The organism is Palleronia salina, from assembly GCF_900141995.1.
GTDB classification, from domain to species: Bacteria; Pseudomonadota; Alphaproteobacteria; order Rhodobacterales; family Rhodobacteraceae; genus Palleronia; species Palleronia salina.
Genome location: NZ_FQZA01000017.1, coordinates 1 through 20,739, shown reverse-complemented (window position 1 = coordinate 20,739; position 20,739 = coordinate 1). Strand labels below are relative to the sequence as shown.

The following is a 20,739-nucleotide window of genomic DNA, read 5'->3' as shown; positions in this document are numbered from 1 at the left end:
CCCTCATGGTATATTCCAACTTGTGGTCCGTCCTCACGGCTTCCTAGGCTTGCGCGATCCTTCCAGCCCGAGAGTCCGAGCGCCCGATGCCACCGCCCCCCGAATACTCCCGCAGCAACTCGTTCAACGTCCTGATCCGGCGCGGGGTGAAGATGACCCATCTCCAGCTCGTCGCCGCCATCGCCGAGACGGGGCAGGTCCTGTCGGCGGCCGAGAAGGTCGGCATGACCCAGCCGGCGGCGTCGCGCCTGCTGGCGCAGCTGGAAAAGGCGGTGGGCGCGCCGATCTTCCGCCGCCACCTTCGCGGTGTGAAGCTGACCGAGGTGGGGGAAATTCTTGCCAAGGGGGCGACGCGGATGCTCTCGGATCTCGACCTGACGCAGGAACGGATCGACCAGACGTTGCAGGGGGCGCACGGTATCGTGCGGATCGGCTCGGTTACGGGTCCGTCGATGCAGTGGCTGCTGCCCACCGTGCGGGATCTGCGCGCCGAGTTCCCGCAGATCGAACTGACCGTGCACGTGGACACCTCGGTCAAGCTGACCGACGCGCTGCTGTCCCGCGAGCTTGATTTCTTCCTCGGCCGCGTGCCGGACGGGGTCGATCCGCGACCGTTCCGGTTCGAGCCGGTGAGCGAAGAGCCCATCGCGCTGGTGGTGCGGCGCGGGCATCCCTTGTCCGGACGCACCGAACTGACCCTCGACGACTGCCTCGACTTCGATTGGGTCATGCAGCCGCCGGGCGGGCTGCTGCGCCAGACGACCGAGAATTACCTGGTCTCGCACGGCTTCCGCCTGCCCGAGCGCACGCTTGGGACCACGTCGACGCTGTTCACGCTGGCCCTGGTCCACGATACCGACGCCATCGCCCCCCTCGCCCGCGCGGTGGCCGAGTTCTACGTGCGCGAGACGGGGATCGGCGGGCGGGTCGACATGCTTGACGTCGCGCCCGACCTGCGGGTCAAGACCTATGGCCTGGTCCGGCGGATCGAGGACGAGGCGACGCCCGCGGCCGAACGGGTGATAAGGCAGCTGATGGAGCGCGCACCCACGCCGACCGAATGACTTACCAATATTGGTATATTCGTTCGCCGTTTTTGAATTTGTCGGCATAGCGATCTTCCGCGACGGTTCCAACGCGGCAATGACCGCGACAAGAACGCAGCCCGCCCGACTGGAGCTGCTTCAAGGGAGGAAGACATGACATTCACACGACGCGCCCTTGGCGCGACCGCCCTGGCGACCCTGATCGCCATGCCCGCCTTCGCGCAGGACATGGGCACCATCGGCATCGCGATGCCCACCAAATCCTCGGCGCGCTGGATCTCGGACGGCGAAAGCATGGTCGCCCAGTTCGAGGAAGCCGGCTACGAGACGAACCTGCAATACGCCGAGGACGACATCCCCAACCAGCTGGCGCAGATCGAGAACATGATCACCACCGGCGTCGACGCGCTGGTGATCGCGGCCATCGATGGCACCACCCTGACCAACGCGCTGGCCAACGCCGCCGCGATGGACATCCCCGTGGTCGCCTATGACCGCCTGATCCGCGATTCGGGCGACGTGGACTACTACGCCACCTTCGACAACTTCCAGGTCGGCGTGCAGCAGGCCACGAACCTCGTGAACGGCCTGGAAGAGCGGTTCCCGGATGCGGAGGCTTGGAACGTCGAGCTGTTCGGCGGAAGCCCGGACGACAACAACGCCTACTTCTTCTACAATGGCGCGATGAGCGTGCTGCAACCGCTGATCGACGATGGCAGCATCAACATCGTGTCGGGCCAGATGGGCATGGACACGGTGGGCACGCTGCGCTGGGACGGCTCGGTCGCCCAGGCGCGGATGGATAACCTGCTGTCGGCCAACTACACCGACCAGCGCGTGCACGGCGTCCTGTCGCCCTATGACGGGCTGTCCATCGGCATCATCTCGTCGCTGCGCGGCGTCGGCTACGGCTCGGGCGACATGGAAATGCCCATCGTCACCGGCCAGGACGCCGAGATCCCGTCGATCAAGGCGATCAAGCGGGGCGAGCAGTATTCGACGATCTTCAAGGACACCCGCGAACTGGCGCGTGTGACCGTGGGCATGGTCGACGCGCTGCTTCAGGGCGGCGAGCCCGAGATCAACGACACCGAGACCTACGACAACGGCTTGAAGGTCGTGCCGTCGTACCTGCTGGAGCCGGTGCCGGTGACCGAGGAGAACATCACCGAGGTGCTGGTCGACTCGGGCTACTACGACGCCTCCGAGATCGAGTGAATCCCGACGTGGCCGCGCCCCCGCGCGGCCACGACTGCCTCCGGCGTCATGCCGGGGGCCTTTCCACGCAAGGGGCGCGTCATGCCGACGATTCTCGAAATGCGCGACATCACCAAGGAATTTCCGGGGGTGAAGGCGCTCGACCGGGTGAACCTCAGCGTCGAGCGGGGCGAGATCCACGCCCTCGTGGGCGAGAACGGCGCGGGCAAGTCGACGCTGATGAAGGTGCTGTCGGGCGTCTACCCGCACGGCTCCTACGAGGGCGAGATCGCCTTCGACGGCGCGCCACAGTCCTTCCGCACCATCCGCGACAGCGAGGCGATGGGCATCGCCATCATCCACCAGGAGCTGGCGCTTGTCCCGCTTCTGTCGGTGGCCGAGAACATCTTCCTGGGCAACGAACGCGCCTCGGGCGGCATCATCGATTGGCGCGAGACGGAAGCCCGCGCCGCCGAGCTCTTGGACCGCGTGGGCCTGAAGGAAAATCCCAAGACGCCCGTGGGCGACCTTGGCCTGGGCAAGCAGCAGCTGGTCGAGATCGCCAAGGCGCTGTCGAAGGACGTCCGCCTTCTGATCCTGGACGAGCCGACCTCGTCTCTGAACGAACAGGACAGCGAGAAGCTGCTCGCCCTTCTGACCGAGTTCCGCCGCCAGGGCGTGACCTCGATCCTCATCAGCCACAAGCTGAACGAAATATCGCGCGTCGCCGACACGATCACCGTCTTGCGGGACGGGTCGACAGTGGCGCGGCTCGACTGCAAGGACGGCATCAGCGAGGACGACATCATCCGCGACATGGTGGGCCGGTCGCTGGACGACCGCTATCCGCCGCGCGACCCCGAGATCAGCGACCAGGTGGCGCTGGAGGTCTCGAACTGGACCGTGCACCACCCCATCGACGCCGAACGGATCGTGGTGCGCGACGTGTCCTTCCACGTGAAGAAGGGCGAGGTCGTGGGCATCGCCGGCCTGATGGGCGCGGGCCGGACCGAGCTTGCCATGAGCCTGTTCGGCCGCTCCTACGGGCGCGACATCTCGGGCAGTGCGAAGATCAACGGCCAGCCCGCCGACCTGTCGAGCGTGCGGTCCGCGATCAACGCCGGACTTGCCTATGCGACCGAGGACCGCAAGACCTATGGCCTCGTGCTCGACGACACGATCCGGCGCAACATCTCGATGGCCAAGCTCGACGCGGTGGCCGACGGGATCGTTCTGAACCGCGCGCGCGAGACGGAAGTGGCCGAGCGATACCGCAAGCGGCTGAACATCAAGTCGAGCTCGATCGAGCAGGAGACGGTGAACCTGTCGGGCGGCAACCAGCAGAAGGTCGTCCTGTCCAAGTGGCTGTTCGCCGATCCCGACATCCTGATCCTCGATGAACCCACACGCGGCATCGATGTCGGCGCGAAGTTCGAGATCTACACGGTGATCCGAGACCTTGCGAAACAGGGCAAGGCCATCGTCGTGATATCGTCCGAGATGCCCGAGCTTCTGGGCATCACCGATCGGCTCTACGTCATGAACGAGGGCCGCTTCGTGGGCGAGATGCCCACCAACGAGGCCAGCCAGGAGAAGATCATGGCCCGCATCATCAAGTCAGGGGAGCCCGCGACATGAGCGACACGACCGAGCGCGGTATCGAGGCCGACGCACCGGCCGGGGAACAGGCCAAGGCAAGCTGGCGCTTCCTCAAGGGGCACCTGCGCGAATACGGCATCCTTTTCGCGCTGATCGCCATCATGGCGTTCTTCCAGGTCGCCACGGGCGGCATCCTGCTGCGGCCCGTGAACCTGACGAACCTGATCCTCCAGAACTCCTACATCATCATCATGGCCGTGGGCATGCTGCTGGTGATCGTCGCGGGGCATATCGACCTGTCGGTGGGCTCGGTCCTGGGCTTCATCGGGGCGCTCGCCGCGGTAATGATCGTGAACTGGGACATGCATTACCTTCTGGCGGGCATCCTCTGCCTTGCGGCGGGCGCGCTGATCGGGGCCGCACAGGGGTTCTGGGTGGCCTATTTCCGCATCCCGTCCTTCATCGTGACGCTGGCCGGGATGCTCGTGTTCAAGGGCCTGACGCTGTGGCTGCTGGCCGGCCAGTCGGTCGGCCCCTTCCCGCGCGAATTCCAGCTGATCTCGTCGGGCTTCATCGCCGACCCGTTCGGCATGGACGGCTTCAACCTGTTGTCGCTGCTGATCGGCATCGCGGTGGCCACGATCCTCGCGGGGCTGGCGATCCGCAACCGGCAGGCGCAGGCCCGGACCGGCGCACCGTCCGAGCCCTTCGCCTTCTTCGCCGCCAAGACCGCGCTGATCTTCTTCGGCATCATCTGGATGAGCTGGCTGATGGCCGATTTCCGCGGCCTGCCCAACGTGTTCATCGTCATGGCGCTGCTGATCGCGATCTATTCCTTCATCACCAGCCGCACGACCATCGGGCGCCGCATCTACGCCATCGGCGGCAACGAGAAGGCCGCGTCGCTGTCGGGCATCAACGCCCAGCGGCTGACCTTCCTGACCTTCGCCAACATGGGGATGCTCGCGGCGCTCGCGGGGCTCGTCTTCGCGGCGCGCCTTAACACCGCGACGCCCAAGGCCGGCGCGACCTTCGAACTCGACGTGATCGCGGCCGTCTTCATCGGCGGCGCGTCCATGGCGGGCGGCGTCGGCACGGTGGTCGGCGCGGTGATCGGCGCCTTCATCATGGGCGTGATGAACAACGGGATGTCGATCCTCGGGATCGGTATCGACTACCAGCAGGTCATCAAGGGACTCGTCCTACTGGCCGCCGTGATCTTCGACGTCATGAACAAGAAAAAGGGCTGAGCCTTTGGCCATCACGCCCCCAGCGACCCGGCGCGTCCGCGCCGGGCGGACCGTCTTGCCCTTCTCTGGAGATTGCCATGCCGTTTGAACCCGCCGAGTGGCCCCGCAAGCTGCGCAGCCAGGAATGGTACGGCGGCACCAGCCGCGACAACATCTACCACCGCGGCTGGCTGAAGAACCAGGGCTACCCCCACGACCTGTTCGACGGGCGGCCTGTCATCGGCATTCTCAACACCTGGTCGGACCTGACGCCCTGCAACGGCCACCTGCGCGAACTGGCCGAGAAGGTGAAGGCGGGCATCTGGGAGGCCGGTGGCTTCCCGCTCGAGGTGCCGGTCTTCTCGGCGTCCGAGAACACGTTCCGCCCCACGGCGATGATGTACCGAAACCTCGCCGCCATGGCGGTGGAAGAGACGATGCGCGCCCAGCCCATCGACGGCGCCGTGCTGCTGGTGGGCTGCGACAAGACCACGCCGTCGCTGATGATGGGCGCGGCCTCGACCGACATCCCGTCCATCGTCGTGACCGGCGGCCCGATGCTGAACGGCTGGTTCCGGGGCGAGCGCGTAGGCTCGGGCACCGCGCTGTGGCAGATGAGCGAGGACATCAAGGCCGGGAAGATGACCCAGGAGGAATTCCTGGAGGCCGAGCAGGCCATGAGCCGGTCATCGGGCACCTGCAACACCATGGGCACCGCGAGCACGATGGCCAGCATGGCCGAGGCGCTGGGCATGGCGCTGTCGGGCAACGCCGCGATCCCCGGGGTGGACGCGCGCCGGCGGGTCATGGCGCAGCTGTCGGGGCGGCGCATCGTGCAGATGGTCAAGGACGACCTGAAGCCGTCGGACGTGATGACCAAGGCGGCATTCGAGAACGCGATCCGCACCAACGGCGCCATCGGCGGGTCGACCAACGCGGTCGTGCACCTGCTGGCGCTGGCGGGCCGGGTCGGCGTCGACGTGACGCTCGACGACTGGGACCGGCTGGGCCGCGACGTGCCGACCATCGTGAACCTGATGCCGTCCGGCAAGTACCTGATGGAGGAGTTCTTCTACGCCGGCGGCCTGCCCGTGGTGCTCAAACGTCTCGGCGAGGCCGGGATGCTCAACAAGGACGCGCTGACCGTTTCGGGCGGACCGGTCTGGGACGAGGTAAAGGACGCGGTCAACTGGAACGAGGACGTCATCCGCCCCGCAGACCGGGCGCTGACGGCCTCGGGTGGCATCGCCGTGCTGCGCGGCAACCTCGCCCCCGATGGCGCGGTGCTGAAGCCCTCGGCGGCGTCCGAGCACCTGATGAAACATCGGGGCCGCGCGGTCGTCTTCGAGGATATCGACGACTACAAGGCGCGCATCGGCGACGACGATCTCGACATCGACGAGACCTGCGTGATGGTGCTGAAGAACTGCGGGCCCAAGGGCTATCCCGGCATGTCCGAAGTCGGCAACATGGGCCTGCCCCCCAAGGTCCTGAAGAAGGGCATCACCGACATGGTCCGCATCTCGGACGCGCGCATGTCGGGGACCGCCTACGGCACGGTCGTGCTGCATACCGCGCCCGAGGCGGCGGTGGGCGGGCCGCTGGCCGTCGTGCGCTCGGGCGACATGATCGAGCTCGACGTGCCCGCGCGGCGGCTGCATCTCGATATCAGCGACGAGGAGCTGGCCCAGCGCCTGGCCGCGTGGTCGTCCAGCGTCGACGTCCCGTCGGGTGGCTACGCCAAGCTGTTCCACGACCACGTGGAGGGCGCGGATACGGGCGCGGATTTCGACTTCCTGCGCGGCTGCCGGGGATCGGAGGTGCCGCGTGACAGTCACTGACATCGCGCTGGTCGGCATCGGCAAGATCGCCCGCGACCAGCACATCCCGGCGATCTCGGCCGATCCGGCCTTTCGCCTTGCCGCCACGGTCAGCCGGTCGGGCGGCATCGACGGGGTCGAGACCCACGCCGACCTTCCCGCTTTGCTGGCGGCGCGGCCCGATATCCCGGCGGTGTCGCTCACCATGCCGCCGGTGCCGCGCTATGCCGCCGCCGCGGCCGCCATCGCCGCGGGCCGCCACGTCATGCTGGAAAAGCCGCCCGGCGCCTCGGTCGCCGAGGTACTGAAGCTGGAACGGCAGGCACGTGCCCGGGGCGTCACGCTTTTTGCGACCTGGCACAGCCGCAACGCCGAGGCCGCCGACGCGGCCCGCGACTGGCTGGCGGACAAGGCCATCCGGTCGGTGCGCATCGACTGGAAGGAGGACGTGCGCAAGTGGCACCCGGGCCAGGACTGGATCTGGCAGCCCGGCGGGCTGGGCGTATTCGATCCCGCCATCAACGCCCTGTCGCTCGTCACGAAGATCCTGCCGGTCCAACTGCACCTGACCGAGGCCACCCTGTCCTTCCCCGAGAACCGCGCCGCCCCCATCGCCGCGGCGCTGGCCTTCGCGGGCCCGGACGGGCTAAGCGCCGAAGCCGCATTCGACTGGCGGCAGGACGGCGGCGAAGTCTGGCAGATCGAGATCGGGACCGATGCCGGGACGCTGAGGCTCGTCGACGGGGGCGCGCGGCTGATGATCGACGGCACCGAACAGCCGGTCGAGGCCCCGGGCGAATACCCGAGCCTTTATCGCCGCTTTGCAGAACTGATCGAGCAGGCTGAAAGCGACGTGGATCCCGAGCCGCTGATCCATGTCGCCGACGCCTTCATGCTCGGCCGTCGCGAAACCGTCGCCGCCTTCACCGACTGACGCCACGCGCGAACGGGCCACTTCCCGTGACGGACGCCCTGTCCTCCCGATGCCGTCCGGGCGGGGTCGTCGACAGCGGCTGTTGCGGGGATGCGTCCCGTCATCCGGTCCGCCGCCGGGATGCTCGGGACGGGCGAGATGGCGGCGCTACAGCACCACGTCCCCGTCGGCGAAGCGCAGCACCTCGGCGTGGCCGATGATGTCGTGGCCCTCCCAGCCGTCGCTGATCACGTCCGTGCGGATGCCGTCTTGGATGATCTCGTAATCCGCGCGGTTGCCCAGGTAGACGATCACGTCGGTGCCCTGCCCCGCGAGGATGTAGTCGTCCCCGCCCGCACCTACGATCGTGTCGTCACCGGTGGAGCCCTCCAGCCGGTTGTTGCCGTGATCGCCCCAGAGGAAGTCGTCGTGGTAGCTTCCGATCAGCGTCTCGAACCCGTCGATCCGGTCGCCCGCGACGTCCCCCGTCCAGCCGCGCCCGCGCAGGAGCGAGACCTGCACGCCGGTGTCGGAGAAGAGATAGCTGAGCGTGTCGCGCCCGCCGCCCCCGTCGAGCGTATCGCGGCCGGCCGAGCCATAGACCATGTCCCAGCCACCGAGGGCGCGCATGCGCTCGCCCCCCTCGGCGCCGTAGAGCGTGTCGCCATGGGACGATCCGGTGACATGCTCGATGCTGTCCATGATCAGGGATATGAAGCCCGGCATCTCGGCCTGCACCAGGCCGCTGTCGAGGTTCACCAGCACGCCCAGGCGCTCGCGGCCAGCGAAGGAGATCATGTCCTCCCCCGCCCCGCCCGAGATCGAACCCGGCACGGCCTCCATATTGGAGGGCACCACCTGCCAGTCGGCGCCATCGGTGCCGGAGACCGCAACGAGGCTCTTCAGAGCAACGGAGTAGTGTTCGTCGCGTCCATCGACGCTCCGGACTTCCAGATCATACCGGCCCGCCGCACCGGTCTCGAACCGGATGATGTCCTGGTTTCCGAACCCGTCGTCAACGACGGCACTGGAGCCGATCATTTCGCCGTCCTGATCGAACACCTGGCTAGTGGCGCTGCGTAAACGGGACGGGAAGAACCGGTCGCCGTCGATTTCGATCACATAAGACTGGTTTCCGTCCAGATCCATGAAGAACCAGTCAAAGTCAGGTACGTCAGTTCCCACGCGGGGGAAATTGTAAACTGTGGAATTGTCGACGGCTCCTACAGACGCCCCGAGTGTCAGCTCCGTGGCATCTGCGCGGGAACTCCCGGTCTCGGGAACCATTTGCAAATATTCGAGAGCATACGTTCCAGTGGCCCCTAGAAAACCTTTCACCTCGACGTAATAGGTGCCCGGATCCTCGTCGGCTCGGCTGTAACCGTTGCGCTGCGGAATGATAGGTACGGGCGGGGTTGCAGCTGCGAACAGCTCTCCGTTCTCATCGAGCAGGCGTAGCTGCGCCTCGTAGAGGGTCCGATTGTAAACTCCCAAACCCAATACTTGGATCGAAAAAGCGACGCCCTCGACCAGCTCGACCTCGAACCAGTCGGTGTCACCGCTCTCCTCGATCGTCCCGAATGACAGGCCGTCGAGTGTCAGCCGCCCCGTGGTGGTCACGTCGCTCGAAAAATCATCCATCGATTATCGCCGTATTCTTCTCGCGGCGGCGACGAGGGTCCACGGATCAGCCTGCGCAGGGACGGGCGGGATGACAACCCTGTGGGGCCCTCGGGATCCCATCCGGGCGGCAAGCCGGTGCGGGATTGCTGCAAGACCGTTTTTCAAGCCCGCGCAAAGAATTGAAGTCAAACCGCACCCTGAAATTCGGGCGGTCCGGCTCCCGGTTCATGCACCCCCGCAATTTCAGGCCCGGCGGCAGACCGCGCAATTGGCAGTCTGCAAAATTCGTCGGTTCAATTTCACCAGAACCATCCCCACTGCCAAGACTGCCTTTTCACCCCGGCGCAATCGTCTTCGTCCGGTCCGCCGATCCCGTTTCCGGAACGCAATTCCCGGCGCGGCGGATCACGGCGAAATCGAGCGGGCCCAGGCGCAATCCCTTCTTGTCCCGGCTCGGGCAGGCGCCGGCGATTTCGATGGGCGCGTCACCCGCCTCCATCGGAAACCAGCGTTCGTCCATCGAGACGTTGATGACGAAGGTCAGGCAGCGCTCGTCGTCGTAGCGATCATAGGCGATCACCGGCGCGACGTCGGATTCGTAGACCCGCTCGCGCCCGGTGCGCAGCAGCGGTTCCTCTTTCCGCCACGCGAGCAGCGCCCGGGTGAAGTTCAGGACCGAGTCCGGATCCTTCTCCTGGGTGGTGACGGCATGGTCGCGGTGGTCGTCGGGCACGGGCAGCCAGGCCTCCTCGGCGTCGGTAAACCCCGCTTGCTTGCCGGATTTCTTCCACGGGATCGGCGTGCGCACGCCGTCGCGCCCCTCGAAATCGGGCCAGAAGGCCTTCGCCCAGGGGTCCTGCAGATCCTCGTATTCCAGCTCGGGCTGCGGCAGGCCCAGCTCCTCGCCCTGGAAGATGATCCCGCCGCCCAGCAGCGTGGACTGCATGAACAGCAGCAGCTTGGCCGCCTGGTCGTGACAGCCTTCCCTCTCGGCGAAAAGCGTCAGGTTGGACACCGCGCGCACCGAGTCGTGGTTGGTGAACACGTTCATCATCCAGCCCGAGGCCATGAACTCGACCCGCACGCGCAGGATGTCGCGCCAGTCGTCCAGAGAGTTGGCGGCGTTGATGAGGTCGAAATCATAGACCGCGTGCAGCCGCTGATCCTGAAGCGTGTACTTGACCGCGAAGCGCGAGCTGTCCACGTCCGCAAGCTCGCCGATCAGCACCCGCTCGGGTTCGTATTCGCGCACCGCCCCGCGGAACGCCTCGAGCACCTTGGCGGATTGCGGGACGTCGCGGTCGAACAGGTGCAACTGCTTGCGGAACGGATTGTTCGGCCCGCCGCCCACCATGATGTTCTGTTCGCCCGAGGGCGACGGCGGGTTCGACCGCAAAGCGGGGTCGCAGCACAGGCATTGCACGGCATCCAGGCGGAACCCGTCCACCCCGCGGTCCATCCAGAAGCGGAAGATGTCCAGCACAGCCTCGAGCGCCTCGGGGTTCTGCAGGTTCAGCGCGGGCTGACAGGTCAGGAAGGGATGATAGTAATACTGCGACCGCCGGGGATCCCATTGCCAGGCCGAGCCGCCAAAGCTGCTGAGCCAGTTGTTCGGCGGGCCGCCATCCTCGGCCCCGTCGGCCCAGATGTACCAATCGGCCTTCTCGTTCTCGCGGTCCTGCCGGCTTTCCTTGAACCAGGGATGCTGGTCCGAGGTATGGCACGGCACCAGGTCGATCAGCAGCTTCATGCCTTTCTCGTGGACCTTCTCGGTCAGCTCGTGGAAGTCGCCCATCGAGCCGTAGAGCGGATCGACATTCGAGAAATCGCTGATGTCGTACCCGAAATCGACCTGCGGCGAGGGATAGAAGGGCGAAAGCCACAATCCGTCCACGCCCAGGCTGGCGATATGGTCCAGCTTCTCGATGACGCCCTGCAGGTCGCCGACACCGTCGCCGTCGCTGTCGCGGAACGAACGGATGTAGACCTCGTAGAACATCGCCCCGCGCCACCATTCCTGCGCGTCCCGCGACCGGTCACGGCGCGGGCGGTGCAGCATCGCTTCGGCGACGAGGGCCTCGCGTCCGGTATTCTTCATCCCGCGCCTCCCGTGCTGGCGAAGAAGGCTCCGTGCGCCGGCAGGCGGACCAGGTCGCCCTCGCGCGGGGCGCCGAAGCCGTGGCCCTCCAGCGCGGCGCCGCAGCGGGTCTCGGGCATCTCGATCACGGCTTCGTCGGCGCCGAGGTTGAACAGGCAGGTCACGGTTTCGCCCCCGTGTTCGCGGGTCAGGCCCAGCACCGGCTGCGGCAGATCCAGGAACGCCATGCCGCCATGGCGCAGCGCCGGCTGTTCGCGCCGCCAGTTCAGGAAACGGCTCATCTGGTTCCGCGTCGAGCCCGGCAGCGTCTTCTGCCGGTCCACGGCGCGGTCCAGGTGCTCGGGCGGAACCGGCAGCCATGGCTCGGTCTTCGAGAAGCCGCCGTGGGGTTCGCCGCCCTCCCAGGGCATGGGCGTGCGCGCGCCGTCCCGGCCCTGGAACGAAGGGTAGAACTCGCGCCCGTAGGGATCGACGATACGGTCGTAGGGCACGTGCGCCTGGGCCAGGCCCAACTCGGAGCCCTGGTAGATGCAGCACGCGCCGCGCAGGCAGGTCAGCGCGGCCAGGATCACCGTCACCGCCTCGGGGCAATCCTCCTTGCCGAGGCGGGTGACGGCGCGGTGAAAGTCGTGGTTGTCCAGCGCCCAGCAGGGCCAGCCGTCCCGTGTCTCGTGTCCCAGCGCCGCGGCGGTGTCGCGGATCAGCCCGGCGTCGATCTCGTCGGCGCCGAGGAACCAGTAACCATAGGCCAGCTGCAACCGGTCCGGCGCGGTGTATTCGCGATGCAGCCGCGCGCCGTCGCCCTCGTGCAACTCGCCCAGAAGCGCGCGATCCTCGTAGGCGTCGCTGAGCGCGCGCAGCCGTTCGAGAAAGGCCAGGTTCTCGGGCTGGGCGATGTCGCGCGTATGGCGCTGCATCGAGTAGGGATTGAAGCGGAAATGGGCGCCCGGATTGATATCGGGGTTGTCGGGATTGTCGCGCAGGTCGCTGTCGTGGAAGTAGAACGCGCAGACATCCAGCCGGAACCCGTCGACGCCCATGTCCAGCCAGAAGCGGCAGACATCCAGTACGGCGTCCTGCACCTCGGGATTGTGGTAGTTCAGGTCGGGCTGCTCGCGCAGGAAATTGTGCAGGTAGTACTGGCCGCGCCGCGGCTCCCATTGCCAGGATGAGCCGCCGAAGACCGACAGCCAGTTGTTCGGCACCGTGCCGTCCTTCTTCGGGTCGGCCCAGACGTACCAATCGGCCTTGGCGTTCTCGCGCCCCTCGCGGCTTTCCAGGAACCAGGGGTGCTGGTTCGACGTGTGCGACAGCACCTGGTCCATGATGATCTTCAGGCCCAGTTCGTGGGCCCGGTCCAGAAGCGCCTGGAAATCCTCGAGCGTGCCGAAAAGCGGATCGACGGCCCGGTAGTCGGAAACGTCGTAGCCGAAATCGAGCATGGGCGAACGCACGAAAGGCGAGATCCAGACGGCATCCGCGCCCAGCTCGGCGATATGGGGCAGTTTCTCGCTTATGCCCTTCAGGTCGCCCACGCCATTGCCCGTCGTGTCGAGGTAACTGCGCGGGTAGATCTGGTAGATCGCGGCGCCTTGCCACCAATTTGGCTCTTGCGTCTCGGTCATGCCGGTCCTCCGTTGCTGTCATAGATCAATAGGGACGGCAGCGGGCGAGTTCCTGATTTTACACGGTTCGGCGAAGCCCTCCGGCAAAGGCGGGCACGTTTCAACGCTATCCGTCGCGGGACAAGAGCCAATGGAAACGGGCAGTCCAGCCGCCCTGCCCGCCTCGAACCGCGTGGCCTAGACCGAAACCGCGCCGCGTCGGCGCGCCGAAAGCCATGCCGCGATGAGCGCCAGGATCGAGACGGTCGCGATGACCAGTGTCGCCAGGGCATTGACCTCGGGCGAGACGCCGAGACGGACCTTGGAAAAGATCACCATCGGCAGGGTGGTCGAGCCTGGGCTCGCCACGAAGCTGGCGATGACCACGTCGTCGAGGCTGAGGGTGAACGCCAGCAGCCACGCCGCCACCAGCGCGGGCGCGAGCCCCGGCAGCGTCACGTCGAAGAACACCCGCAGGGGACGCGCGCCAAGATCCTGAGCGGCCTCTTCGACCGAACGGTCGAGCGCGACCATGCGCGCCTGGATGACCACCACCGCGAAGGCCGTGCCGAAGGTGGCATGGGCGATGACGATGGTGCTCAGGCCGCGACCGCCGGGCCAGCCGAGGGCATTGTCCAGGGCCACGAACAGCAGCAGCAGCGACAGCCCGATGATGACCTCGGGCATCACCAGCGGGGCGGTCACCAGCCCGCCCAGAAGGGTCTGCCCGCGAAACCGCCCGTGGCGCACAAGGGCCGTCGCCGCCAGCGTGCCGAGGACCGTGGCCAGGCACGCGGCTAGGAAGGCGACCTTCAGGCTTATCCAGGCCGCGCCCAGGATTTGCGGGTCGCGCAGAAGCTCGCCGTACCACTTGGTGGAAAAACCGCTCCAGACCGTGACGAGGCGGCTTTCGTTGAAACTGTAGATCACCAGGCTGACGATCGGGGCGTAGAGGAACACGAAGCCCGCGATCACGACAAGGCGCAGGACGGTGCGGCTCATGGCCGTTCGCCTTCGCGGGCCTGAACCCGCCGCAGAAGGCCGATGGGCAGCGCCAGGACCAGAACCATGACGATCGCCACGGCCGCGGCGACCGGCCAGTCGCGGTTCAGGAAGAACTCGTTCCACAGGACCGAGCCGATCATGAGGGTCCCCGGGCCGCCCAGCAGCGCGGGAATGATGTATTCGCCCACCGCCGGTATGAAGACCAGCATCGATCCCGCCACGACCCCCGGCAGAGACAGCGGCAGGGTCACGGTCAGGAAGGTGGTCCCGGGCCGTGCGCCAAGATCGGCGGACGCATCCAGCAGGTCGGCATCGAGCTTCGACAGCGTGGCGTAGAGCGGCAGGATCATGAATGGCAGGTAGGTATAGACGATGCCGAGATAGACGGCGAAATCGGTCTGCAACATGACCAGAGGCTGGTCGATGACCCCGACCGCCAGCAGGGCATTGTTGACGATCCCGTTCGCCTTCAGCAGGCCGATCCAGGCGTAGACCCGCAGCAGGAAGGACGTCCAGAAGGGCAGGATCACCAGCATCAGAAGCAGCCCGCGCCGGTGTTCGGGCGCCCGCGCGATCACGTAGGCCATGGGATAGCCCAGCAGCAGGGTCAGGATGGTCGAGATCGCGGCGATCTTCACCGAGGACAGGTATGACAGCAGGTAGAGCGGGTCCTCGGTCAGGAAGATGTAGTTCCCGAGGTTCAGCGCGATGGTCAGGATCCCGTCGGCCCAGTCGAGAAGCGGCATGTAGGGCGGCTGGGCGATGGCCGGCTCGGAGACCGAGATCTTCAGAAGCACCAGGAACGGCACCAGGAAGAACAGCCCCAGCCACGCCATCGGGATGAGGGCGACCAGCCGCTTCACGAAGCCAGCACCACGGCGGAGTGTCCGGTGAAGCCAAGCTGCACGGCATCGCCGGCGCCGATGCCCTCGCTTTCGGCGCGCAGGCGGTTGGTGCGGCTGACGCGCACGCGTTTGCCCGAGGCCAGCGTGACGTGGAACACCGACAGGTTGCCGCTGTAGACGATGTCGGTGACCTGCCCCGTCAGAACGTTGTCGTAGGGGTCCGGCAACGTGCGCGAGATGACGATCTTCTCGGGCCGCAGGGCCACGGCCACGGGTTGCCCCGCGGTTCCGGCCACGGCGTGCGGAATACGGATGTCGATGCCGGCCTCCGGGCTCGCGATGACGGCATCGGTGTCGCGATCCTCGGCGATGGTGCCATCGAACAGGTTCACCGTGCCGATGAAATCGGCCACGAAACGGCTTTGCGGAAACTCGTAGACCTCGTGCGGCGCGCCCACCTGGACGATTCGCCCCTCGTTCATGACGCCCAGCCGGTCGCCCAGCGTCATCGCCTCCTCCTGGTCGTGGGTGACGACGATGAAGGTGATGCCAAGGCTCGACTGGATCTTCTTCAGCTCAAGCTGAGTCTCCTCGCGCAGCTTGCGATCCAGCGCGCCCAGCGGTTCGTCGAGCAGAAGAAGTTTCGGCCGCCGTGCCAGCGCCCGGGCCAGCGCCACCCGCTGGCGCTGGCCGCCCGACAACTGGTCCGGTTTGCGGCGGGCCAGCTTTTCCATCTGCACGAGGGACAGCATCTCGGTCACGCGCGTGGCGATCTGGGCCCTGGGCATGCCCATGCGGTGCAGACCGTAGGCGATGTTACGCTCGACGCTCATGTGCGGAAACAGCGCGTAGGACTGGAACATCATGTTCACGTCGCGCGCATGGGGCGGCACATCCGTCATGTCGCGCCCGTCGATGATGATACGGCCGGTCGTGGGCCGTTCGAACCCCGCCAGCATCCTGAGCAGGGTGGACTTGCCCGAACCCGATCCGCCCAGCAGACAGAACAGCTCGCCCTGCTGGATGTCGAGAGAGACGTCATCGACGGCGTAGACCTCACCGAATGTGCGGGTGACGCCGTCGATGCGGATGAAGGGGTTGGACATCGCTCGATCCCGAAAGAAGGACCGCCCCGGTCCGGGGCGATCCCGACGTGTCAGCGACCGGTTTTCAACGTGGTCCAGGCCCGCGTCAGGGCCCGGTCGAACCGCGCCGATTTCGGCGTGGGCGTATACATCTTGGCGACGGTTTCCTCGGGCGGGTAGATGCCGGGATCGTTGCGCACCTCGTCCGAGACCAGCGGTGTCGCCGCCTTGTTGGCGTTGGCGTAGAAGACCGCGTCGGACACCGCCGCCGTCACCTCGGGCCGCAGGAAGTAGTCGATGAAGGCGTGCGCGGCATCGGGGTTGGGTGCGTCCGCCGGAATGGCCATCATGTCGAAGCCCAGAAGCGCGCCTTCGCGCGGGATCGTATAGGTGATCTCGACCCCGTTCCCGGCCTCGGCGGCGCGGTCCTGCGCCTGGAGGATGTCGCCGGAATACCCGACCGACACGCAGATATCACCGTTCGCCAGGTCGTTGATGTATTGCGACGAGTGGAAATAGCGGATGTGCGGACGGATGCCGTCCAGCAGCTCGACGGCCTGCTCGAGGTCGGCGGTGTCCTCGGAATTCGGGTCGAGCCCGAGATAGTTGAGCGCGGCGCCCACGATCTCGGACGGGCTGTCCAGCAGGGCGATGCCGCAATCGGCCAGCCGCTCGGCGTTGGCGGGGTCGAACACCATGCCCCAGGTGTCGAGATCGGCCTCGGCGCCCAGTCTCTCGGTCACCATGGCGGTGTTGTAGCCCGGACCGACCGAGTACATCATCCACGGCACGCCGTAGGTGTTGTTCGGGTCGTTGGTGGCGATGATGCGCATGATCTCGGGGTCGAGGTTCCCGTAGTTGGCGATCTTCGAGGTGTCGATCGGCTGGAACACACCGGCCTGCGCCTGGCGGGCCATGAATTCCAGCGAGGGCACGACCAGGTCGTAGCCGGTCGAACCGGTGAGCATGCGGGCCTCGACCACCTCGTTGGAGTCGAACACGTCGTAATTCACGTCGATACCGGTCTCGGCCTCGAAGTTCGGGATCGTGTCCTCGGCGATGTAGTCGGACCAGTTGTAGAAGTTCAGCGTTTCCTGCGCCTGTGCCGCGAGGGGCATGGTCAGGAGAAGGGCCGTCAGGGTCGTGCAGGTCATGGGATGCTCCATGGAGGGGTTAAGTCAGACGCCAAGGCGATCGCGGGTGGCGTACCACCACGATCCGAGAACCGAGTACGGCACGCGGAACGTCCGCCCGCCGGGGAAAGGAAGCCAGGGAAGACCGGCGAACATGTCGAACCGGCCCAGGTCGCCGCTGATCGCCTCGCCCAGGATGCGGCCGAAGAGATGCGATCCGGTGACGCCGTGCCCCGAGTAGCCGTGCGCGAAATAGGTCGAGGCGCCCAACCGCCCCATCTGCGGCACCCGCAGGAAGGACAGGGCGAAATTGCCCGACCACGCGTGGTCGATCGCGGTGCCCGCGAGCGCGGGAAAGACCTTGCGCATCGACGCGACCAGCTTGCGCTTGATGTCGCGCGGGTCGGTGCCGCCATAGACCGTTCCGCCCCCGAACAGCAGCCTGTGGTCGGCGGACATGCGGTAGTAGTCCAGGATATAACGGACGTCTTCCACGCAGGTGTCTGACGGCATCAGGGCGCGGGCGAGGTCCTGTCCCAGCGGAGCCGTCGCCATCACCTGGGTCGAGACCGGCATGACCCGCCATTCCAGCCCCGGCACGACGCCCTTCAGGTAGGCGTTGCCGCACAGCACGAGGGTGCGCGCCTCGATCTCTCCATGGGCCGTGCGCACCAGGGGTCGGGCGCGCTCGGGTTCGGCGAGGATCACGGGCGAATCCTCGTGGATCGTGCCGCCCAGACGCTCGACCGCGACGGCCTCTCCCAGGGCCAGGTTCAGGGGGTGCATGTGGCCACCGCGCGTATCGATCATGCCACCGCAGTAAAGATCCGTGTCGGCATGGGCGCGCATGCCGGCGCGGTCCAGCATCTCCAGGTTGGTCAGCCCGTGCGAAGCCCACAGGTCGCGCTTGGCCTCCAGACCGCGCATGTGGCGCGCGTTGAAGGCGGCGAAGACGTTGCCATCCTTCAGGTCGCACCGGATGTCATAACGCGCGACCCGCTCGCGGATCAGGTCGCCGCCCTCCAGCACCAGCTTCGCCACGCGCGCCGCCACATCGCGGCCGAAGCGGCGTTCGAATACGTCCAGCCCGGCGTTCAGGCCGTTGACGATCTGGCCCCCGTTGCGGCCCGAGGCGCCCCAGCCGATCTTCGCACCTTCCAGCAGCGTGACCGAATGGCCCCGTTCCAGCAGGGTGATGGCCGTCGACAGGCCCGAATACCCGCCGCCGACGACACAGACATCGACGCTATGCCGCCCCTCGAGACGGGGGCGCGGCGGCGCGGGGTTCCTGCTGGCCGCGTAGTAGCTGTCGGGATACGGGGTGGCCTGCGCGGCCGGGGGCGACGTGCCGTCCACTACACCGCCTCGAGGTAGGAATGGTATTCGAAGTCGGTGACGTGCCGGGTGAAACGGCCGAGCTCCTGGCGCTTCATCTGTTCGAACATCCGCACCAGCCGGGGCGCGAAGATCCCGGTCTGGGCCGCGCCGCGGGCGAAGGCGTCGATCGCCGAGGCCCAGTCCGGCGGCAGCCGGTCCAGCCGCATGGAATACGCGTCGCCGGTCACGGGCGGGGGCGGCTCCATGCCCTTTTCGATGCCCAGCAGCATGCCGCCAAGGATGGCGGCCAGCACGAGATACGGATTGGCATCGGCGCCGGCCACGCGATGCTCGATCCGGCGCGCGCGGTTGTCGCCGCCGGGGATGCGGATGGCCACCGTCCGGTTCTCGTATCCCCAGGCGACCGCCGCCGGCGCGTGGGCCCCGGGCAGCAGGCGGCGATACGAGTTCTCGTGCGGGGCGAAGACCAGTCCGTTTTCCTGCATCGTGGCGATCAGGCCGGCGACGGCCTGGCGCATCAGGGGCGTGCCCTCAGGTCCGCCATCGTCGAACAGGTTCATGCCCTCCGCGTCCACGAGCGACAGGTGGGCGTGCATGCCCGATCCCGCCCGCTCGCCATAGGGTTTGGCCATGAAGGTCGCCGCGAAGCCGTGTTTGCGGGCAAGGCCCCGGACCAGCCGCTTGAAGAGCACCGCATCGTCGGCGGCCTTCAGCGGGTCGGACTGGTGGACGAAATTGATCTCGAACTGGCCCGCGCCGTTTTCCGAGATCGCGCTGTCGGCAGGGATCCCCTGCGCCCGGCAGCCGTCGTAGATCTCGTTCAGAAGGACGTCGAAGTGTTGCAGCTCGTCCAGGCTGAGCGCGCCGTCGGTGTCCAGCCGCTTGCCGGTGACGGGCGAGCGCGGCGGTTGCGGAGCGGCCTTGGTGGGATCGACGATGTAGAATTCGAGCTCGGTCGCGACGACGGGCCGAAGGCCGCGCCGATCCAGCCGGGCCACGACATCGGCCAGTGCCCGGCGGGGATCGCCCGCGAAAGGCGTTCCGTCCTCGGTCCGGGTCCAGAGCTGGATGAACGCGGTGGGTCTTTCGGTCCAGCCCAGAAGGCTCGCGGGGCGGTCGGTATGTTCGCAGATGCCGTCGGCATCGCCGGTGTCGAACACCAGGTCCGAGCCCTCGACGTCCTCGCCCCAGATATCCATCCCCAGAAGCGACAAGGGCATGCGCAAGCCGCCGTCGCGGACTTTCTGGATCTGGTCGGCGGGAAGCCGTTTTCCGCGCATCACGCCGTTCAGGTCGCAGATGCACGCGAAAATGGCGTCAAGCTCGGGGTGGTCGTCCTCGAGATGCGAGACAGGCGCGGTCTTCTCCATCACCGATTCCAGACATGTTGTTCTGGAACGCTTTGGATCGCTTCCCGTCGCCTGTCAATCTGGATCGTGCGCCGGCTTGCGCGCACTGTCGGACACGCACGGGTTCGTCTCCGCAAGGACCGTCGCGCTGCCCTTTTTGCGGGCAGTGGCCCGGCGATGCGACACGAATGGGCGGCGCGGTTCGGCACGCAGGATATCCGTCCGAAAGCACCGCGTTGCCGGTCGGCGGAGGTGGACACGAAGGGAGGATGGCCGAAGAGGCCCGCGGGTGTGCATTCACCCGTAGCGCTTCGAAGTCGACGTCCGAGATTGCGGCGGACATCGTCCTGCACCCTCGCCCCACCGGATGTCAGGTCGGCAAGGATCTCTTCCCGCCGGCGGTTCGCAGCGTCGATAGCCGTGGTCGCCACATTCTCTGCGCAACCGTGAACGCCGATACCTTCATGCGACGTCGAGCCTCCTCCGCGTTCTCAGGGCATTGCCCCCCTCTACACGATCGCGAGGTCCCAGATGGTCACGTCCATGTCGTCGAAGCGGAAATACTCCACGTTGGTCAGGCTGTCGGTGCCGTCGGGGCCGCTCACGGTGACCTCCGTGCCCGAGCTCCGCGTCAGCGTGTAGCTCGCCCGGTCGCCGTCGAAGAGCGCGTAGTCCGAGCCCGCCCCGCCGTTGATCGTGTCGTCGCCCAGGCCCCCCTTCAGGTAGTCGATCCCGCCATAGCCGAAGAGGAAATCATCCCCCCCCAGCCCGTTGAGCTGGTTGCGCGCCTCCGACCCCGTCAGACGGTCGTCGAACGCCGAGCCCACCAGGTTCTCGATCTCGAAATACAGATCG

The 20,739-nt window shown here is 66.7% G+C and carries 15 protein-coding genes and 1 pseudogene; 6 read left to right on the top strand and 10 right to left on the bottom strand.

Features of this window, described 5'->3' with window-relative positions; translation table 11 throughout:
* Positions 1-86 precede the first annotated feature (86 nt).
* The 6 genes from BUB76_RS16140 to BUB76_RS16115 all read left to right on the top strand — a co-directional run bounded on the left by BUB76_RS16140 (position 87) and on the right by BUB76_RS16115 (position 7,825).
* Positions 87-1,064, top strand: coding sequence for a LysR family transcriptional regulator (locus tag BUB76_RS16140; RefSeq protein WP_073130098.1), 978 nt, complete (start codon positions 87-89; stop codon positions 1,062-1,064).
* A gap of 189 nt (positions 1,065-1,253) precedes the next feature.
* Positions 1,254-2,264: a multiple monosaccharide ABC transporter substrate-binding protein gene (chvE, locus tag BUB76_RS16135; RefSeq protein ID WP_308417682.1), complete on the top strand. Its 1,011-nt coding sequence runs from the start codon at positions 1,254-1,256 to the stop codon at positions 2,262-2,264.
* A gap of 81 nt (positions 2,265-2,345) precedes the next feature.
* The gene (gene mmsA / locus BUB76_RS16130; RefSeq protein ID WP_073130091.1) at positions 2,346-3,881 is read left to right on the top strand and encodes a multiple monosaccharide ABC transporter ATP-binding protein; all 1,536 of its coding nucleotides are present in this window, start codon (positions 2,346-2,348) and stop codon (positions 3,879-3,881) included.
* Positions 3,878-5,092, top strand: a complete 1,215-nt coding sequence (gene mmsB, locus BUB76_RS16125) for a multiple monosaccharide ABC transporter permease (protein WP_073130088.1) — start codon at positions 3,878-3,880, stop codon at positions 5,090-5,092. Before mmsA ends, mmsB begins: the two co-directional genes overlap by 4 nt.
* Positions 5,093-5,169: 77 nt before the next feature.
* Complete coding sequence (araD, locus tag BUB76_RS16120) at positions 5,170-6,912, top strand: L-arabinonate dehydratase (protein ID WP_073130085.1); 1,743 nt, start codon at positions 5,170-5,172, stop codon at positions 6,910-6,912.
* Positions 6,899-7,825, top strand: a complete 927-nt coding sequence (locus tag BUB76_RS16115; RefSeq protein WP_073130082.1) for a Gfo/Idh/MocA family protein — start codon at positions 6,899-6,901, stop codon at positions 7,823-7,825. Before araD ends, BUB76_RS16115 begins: the two co-directional genes overlap by 14 nt.
* Positions 7,826-7,972: 147 nt before the next feature.
* On the opposite strand, the gene BUB76_RS16110 is transcribed toward BUB76_RS16115, so the two are convergent.
* The 10 genes and pseudogenes from BUB76_RS16110 to BUB76_RS16065 all read right to left on the bottom strand — a co-directional run.
* On the bottom strand, positions 7,973-9,445 hold the full coding sequence (locus BUB76_RS16110) for a calcium-binding protein (protein WP_139250905.1): 1,473 nt from the start codon (positions 9,443-9,445) through the stop codon (positions 7,973-7,975).
* Positions 9,446-9,761: 316 nt separating this feature from the next.
* Positions 9,762-11,525, bottom strand: coding sequence for an alpha-amylase family glycosyl hydrolase (locus BUB76_RS16105; protein ID WP_084140716.1), 1,764 nt, complete (start codon positions 11,523-11,525; stop codon positions 9,762-9,764).
* Entirely contained in the window at positions 11,522-13,150 is a 1,629-nt protein-coding gene (locus tag BUB76_RS16100) for an alpha-glucosidase (RefSeq protein WP_073130075.1), read from the bottom strand. The genes BUB76_RS16105 and BUB76_RS16100 overlap by 4 nt, the downstream gene beginning before the upstream one ends.
* Before the next feature lie 177 nt (positions 13,151-13,327).
* On the bottom strand, positions 13,328-14,131 hold the full coding sequence (locus tag BUB76_RS16095; protein WP_073130072.1) for an ABC transporter permease subunit: 804 nt from the start codon (positions 14,129-14,131) through the stop codon (positions 13,328-13,330).
* On the bottom strand, positions 14,128-14,970 hold the full coding sequence (locus BUB76_RS16090; protein WP_084140722.1) for an ABC transporter permease subunit: 843 nt from the start codon (positions 14,968-14,970) through the stop codon (positions 14,128-14,130). The genes BUB76_RS16095 and BUB76_RS16090 overlap by 4 nt, the downstream gene beginning before the upstream one ends.
* Positions 14,971-14,993: 23 nt before the next feature.
* Positions 14,994-16,085, bottom strand: coding sequence for an ABC transporter ATP-binding protein (locus BUB76_RS16085; protein ID WP_073130066.1), 1,092 nt, complete (start codon positions 16,083-16,085; stop codon positions 14,994-14,996).
* A gap of 50 nt (positions 16,086-16,135) precedes the next feature.
* On the bottom strand, positions 16,136-17,218 hold the full coding sequence (locus tag BUB76_RS16080; protein WP_073130063.1) for a polyamine ABC transporter substrate-binding protein: 1,083 nt from the start codon (positions 17,216-17,218) through the stop codon (positions 16,136-16,138).
* Between the two features lie 24 nt (positions 17,219-17,242).
* Positions 17,243-18,553 carry an NAD(P)/FAD-dependent oxidoreductase gene (locus tag BUB76_RS16075; RefSeq protein WP_073130061.1) on the bottom strand — a complete coding sequence of 437 codons (1,311 nt, stop codon included), beginning with the start codon at positions 18,551-18,553 and terminating at the stop codon, positions 17,243-17,245.
* A complete protein-coding gene (locus BUB76_RS16070; RefSeq protein ID WP_073130058.1) occupies positions 18,553-19,905 on the bottom strand; it encodes a glutamine synthetase family protein in 1,353 nt (450 codons plus the stop codon). The genes BUB76_RS16075 and BUB76_RS16070 overlap by 1 nt, the downstream gene beginning before the upstream one ends.
* Positions 19,906-20,393: 488 nt before the next feature.
* Positions 20,394-20,739 (bottom strand): annotated as a pseudogene (locus BUB76_RS16065) (hypothetical protein); the annotation flags it as partial.

Coding starts and splice junctions, on each gene's coding strand:
- mmsA (WP_073130091.1), top strand. CDS start 2,346: ATGCCGACGATTCTCGAAATGCGCGACATCACCAAGGAATTTCCGGGG.
- araD (WP_073130085.1), top strand. CDS start 5,170: ATGCCGTTTGAACCCGCCGAGTGGCCCCGCAAGCTGCGCAGCCAGGAA.
- BUB76_RS16090 (WP_084140722.1), bottom strand. CDS start 14,970: ATGGCGTGGCTGGGGCTGTTCTTCCTGGTGCCGTTCCTGGTGCTTCTG.
- BUB76_RS16070 (WP_073130058.1), bottom strand. CDS start 19,905: ATGGAGAAGACCGCGCCTGTCTCGCATCTCGAGGACGACCACCCCGAG.
- chvE (WP_308417682.1), top strand. CDS start 1,254: ATGCCCGCCTTCGCGCAGGACATGGGCACCATCGGCATCGCGATGCCC.
- BUB76_RS16100 (WP_073130075.1), bottom strand. CDS start 13,150: ATGACCGAGACGCAAGAGCCAAATTGGTGGCAAGGCGCCGCGATCTAC.
- BUB76_RS16110 (WP_139250905.1), bottom strand. CDS start 9,445: ATGGATGATTTTTCGAGCGACGTGACCACCACGGGGCGGCTGACACTC.
- mmsB (WP_073130088.1), top strand. CDS start 3,878: ATGAGCGACACGACCGAGCGCGGTATCGAGGCCGACGCACCGGCCGGG.
- BUB76_RS16080 (WP_073130063.1), bottom strand. CDS start 17,218: ATGACCTGCACGACCCTGACGGCCCTTCTCCTGACCATGCCCCTCGCG.
- BUB76_RS16095 (WP_073130072.1), bottom strand. CDS start 14,131: ATGAGCCGCACCGTCCTGCGCCTTGTCGTGATCGCGGGCTTCGTGTTC.
- BUB76_RS16105 (WP_084140716.1), bottom strand. CDS start 11,525: ATGAAGAATACCGGACGCGAGGCCCTCGTCGCCGAAGCGATGCTGCAC.
- BUB76_RS16140 (WP_073130098.1), top strand. CDS start 87: ATGCCACCGCCCCCCGAATACTCCCGCAGCAACTCGTTCAACGTCCTG.
- BUB76_RS16085 (WP_073130066.1), bottom strand. CDS start 16,085: ATGTCCAACCCCTTCATCCGCATCGACGGCGTCACCCGCACATTCGGT.